Genomic DNA, 2847 nt, shown 5'->3' on the forward strand with positions numbered 1-2847 from the left:
GAACATGACGGGGGTCTGGGGGTCGAAGTTCTACCGGGTGGTGTTCTTCTTCCCTCAGGTCCTGGCCGTCGCCGTGGTCGGGGTGCTGTTCCAGGCGGTGTACCGCCCGGACGACAGCGGCGTGGTCAACGGGGTGCTGATCCGGCTCGGGATCGAGCCGGTCGGCTGGCTGACCGAACCGAGCATCGCCTTCTGGGCGATCATCGCGGTGATGGTGTGGCAGGCGGTCGGCTTCTACGTCGTCCTGTTCTCCGCCGGGATGGCGGCGATCCCCCGGGACGTCTTCGAGGCGGCGGCGCTGGACGGGGCCGGGCGGTTCCGGCTGTTCTTCAGCATCACGCTGCCGCTGCTGTGGGACACCCTCCAGGTCGGCTGGGTGTACCTGGGCATCGCGGCGTTCGACGGCTTCGCACTCGTCCAGGTCCTCTCGGTGGACCGCGGCGGCCCGGACAACTCCACGACCGTGCTGCCCCTGGAAATCTGGAAGACCGCGTTCAGCTACTCCGACTTCGGCTACGCCTCGGCCATGGGAGTGGCGCTGTTCTTCCTGACCATCACCTTCGCCGCGCTGACCCTTCGGGTGTCCAGGCGCGAGCGGATCGAGTTGTGAGAAGGGGCTCATGGCTACTCGCACGGCGGTCGAGAAGGTGGCGGCGGAACGGGTGACCCACAAGAGAGCGCGTCCCCGGCGCAACGAGCTGGGGGTGTTCGGGGGGCTCGCCCACCTCGCCCTGTTCGTGTGGGCGCTGCTGGTGATCGTCCCGCTGCTGTGGACGTTCCTGTCCTCCTTCAAGAACAACACCGAGCTGTTCGGCGACGCCTGGTCGCTGCCGGCCGAACTGCGCTGGGAGAACTGGGGTCGCGCCTGGGACCGCGCGCAGGTGGGGCGTTACCTGCTGAACAGCGTGCTCGTGGTGGCCTTCGGCACGATGGGCACCATGCTGCTCGGCTCGATGGCCGCCTATGTGCTCGCCCGGTACCGCTTCCCCGGGAACCGGGCGATCTACTACCTGTTCGTGTCCGGCATGGCCTTCCCGGTCTTCCTGGCGTTGGTGCCGCTGTTCTTCGTGGTGAAGCAGTTCGGGCTGCTGAACACCCACGCCGGGCTGGTCCTGGTCTACATCGCGTACTCGCTGCCGTTCACCGTGTTCTTCCTCACCGCCTTCTTCCGCACGCTGCCGACGTCGGTGGCCGAGGCGGCGATGATGGACGGCTGCTCGCACACGCGTACGTTCTTCCAGGTCATGCTGCCGATGGCGAAGCCGGGCATGATCAGTATCGGCATCTTCAACATCCTCGGGCAGTGGAACCAGTACCTGCTGCCGCTGGTGTTGCTGCCGGCGGATCGCGAGAAATGGGTCATCACCCAGGGCATCGCGGACATCTCGACGATCGCGGGGTACGAGTCCGACTGGCCGGGGCTGTTCGCCGCGCTCAGCATGGCGATCATTCCGGTGCTGCTGGTCTACATCATCTTCCAGCGGCAGATCCAGTCCGGCCTGACCGCCGGGGCGCTCAAATAGCCGCTCAGATTGCGGCGGCCCCGCACCCGAACGTCGACGGCCGCGCCCGGTCGTGATGTCCTGGAGGCATGCTGGCTGAATCCGAGATCGTCAAGAGGCTGGGCGTACTGCCCGCGTGGCGGCGCGAGGGCCGGGAGATCCGGCGCGAGGTGACCGCGCGCGACTTCCCCACGGCCATCCGGATCGTGGACGCGGTGGCCGTACGCGCTGAAGAACTCGACCACCACCCCGACATCGACATCCGGTGGCGGACGGTGACCTTCGCGCTGACCACGCACTCGGCGGGCGGGCTGACGGAGTCCGACTTCGGGCTGGCCGCCGACATCGACAGGATTGTGAAGAATATAGAAAGTCACGATTAGTGCTTGAATGATTACGCTTTAGAGTGGGCGGTGAACCTTGGTTCCATCCGTAAACAGGGGGAGATCCCGCGATGCGCCGCCCACTCGACCGCCGTCGTCATGTCCATATCCTCATGCTCGCCGTACTCGGCGCCGGATACGCCGCGACCGCGGCGTGCTCGGCCGGGCAGCAGGCTCCGCAGGCCCAGGGGCCCGCGGCCGCCCCCGCGTCGCCGACGCAGACGGGCTCGCCGTCGCCGGACGCCACCGGGGCGCAGTCCATCCGCCTGAAGGGCCAAGGCACCTTCGTGCCGTTCGCGGAGGGTGAGAACGCGGTGGTCTACGACGAGAAGCTGGTGCCGTCCGGCGCCAAGGGCGAGGTGACGGTCGCGTCCAAGGGGGAGGGCACGGTCTCGGAGCTGAGCGTGGACGGGCTGCTGCCCGACCGGCAGTACGGCGCGCACCTGCACGTCAACCCCTGCGGCGAGAACCCGGACGACTCCGGCCCGCACTTCCGGGGCCAGGAGGCCACCGGCACCCCGACATCGACCGCCGGACCCGAGGAAAGCCCGACCGGCAGCCCCGATGAGAGCCCGACCGGCAGCCCCACGAACGGCCCGCAGGGCTTCGCCGCGAGCCCCACCAGTGGCCCCACCAACGGCCCGACGGACAGCCCCACGGGCGCGCCCACCGACACCATGGCGCCCAGCCCCAACGGCACCGCCACCGCACAGAACCCGGCGAACCCGGTCAATGAGGTGTGGCTGGACCTCAAGACCAACAGTGAGGGCGACGCCGAGGCCAAGTCGAAGCAGCCCTGGACCCTCTCGGAGACGCGCCTGCCCGGCTCCCTGGTCATCCACGCCAAGCCCACCACCACCGAGGGCCCCCAGGCCGGCGAGGCCGGCGAACGCGTCGCCTGCCTCACCCTCACCCGCGCCCCGAACAACAACAACGACTGACGGGCGGGTCAGAGGGCGCGC

The 2847-nt window shown here is 68.7% G+C and carries 4 protein-coding genes; all 4 read left to right on the top strand.

Annotated features, from left to right (window positions below; translation table 11 throughout):
- The coding region (locus C1I98_RS37465) for a carbohydrate ABC transporter permease (protein ID WP_111171993.1) at nucleotides 1-610 on the top strand (610 nt) is incomplete at its 5' end.
- A gap of 10 nt (nucleotides 611-620) precedes the next feature.
- The gene (locus tag C1I98_RS37470) at nucleotides 621-1523 is read left to right on the top strand and encodes a carbohydrate ABC transporter permease (protein WP_111171994.1); all 903 of its coding nucleotides are present in this window, start codon (nucleotides 621-623) and stop codon (nucleotides 1521-1523) included.
- Nucleotides 1524-1591: 68 nt separating this feature from the next.
- Entirely contained in the window at nucleotides 1592-1885 is a 294-nt protein-coding gene (locus tag C1I98_RS37475) for a 4a-hydroxytetrahydrobiopterin dehydratase (protein WP_111171995.1), read from the top strand.
- Between the two features lie 71 nt (nucleotides 1886-1956).
- On the top strand, nucleotides 1957-2826 hold the full coding sequence (locus tag C1I98_RS37485) for a hypothetical protein (protein ID WP_158558371.1): 870 nt from the start codon (nucleotides 1957-1959) through the stop codon (nucleotides 2824-2826).
- Nucleotides 2827-2847 lie beyond the last annotated feature (21 nt).

It is taken from the genome of Spongiactinospora gelatinilytica (assembly GCF_003236385.1).
GTDB classification, from domain to species: Bacteria; Actinomycetota; Actinomycetes; order Streptosporangiales; family Streptosporangiaceae; genus Spongiactinospora; species Spongiactinospora gelatinilytica.

Excerpts from the sequence above, each read along its gene's own strand:
- C1I98_RS37475 (WP_111171995.1), top strand. The coding sequence starts at position 1,592 with ATGCTGGCTGAATCCGAGATCGTCAAGAGGCTGGGCGTACTGCCCGCG.
- C1I98_RS37485 (WP_158558371.1), top strand. The coding sequence starts at position 1,957 with ATGCGCCGCCCACTCGACCGCCGTCGTCATGTCCATATCCTCATGCTC.
- C1I98_RS37470 (WP_111171994.1), top strand. The coding sequence starts at position 621 with ATGGCTACTCGCACGGCGGTCGAGAAGGTGGCGGCGGAACGGGTGACC.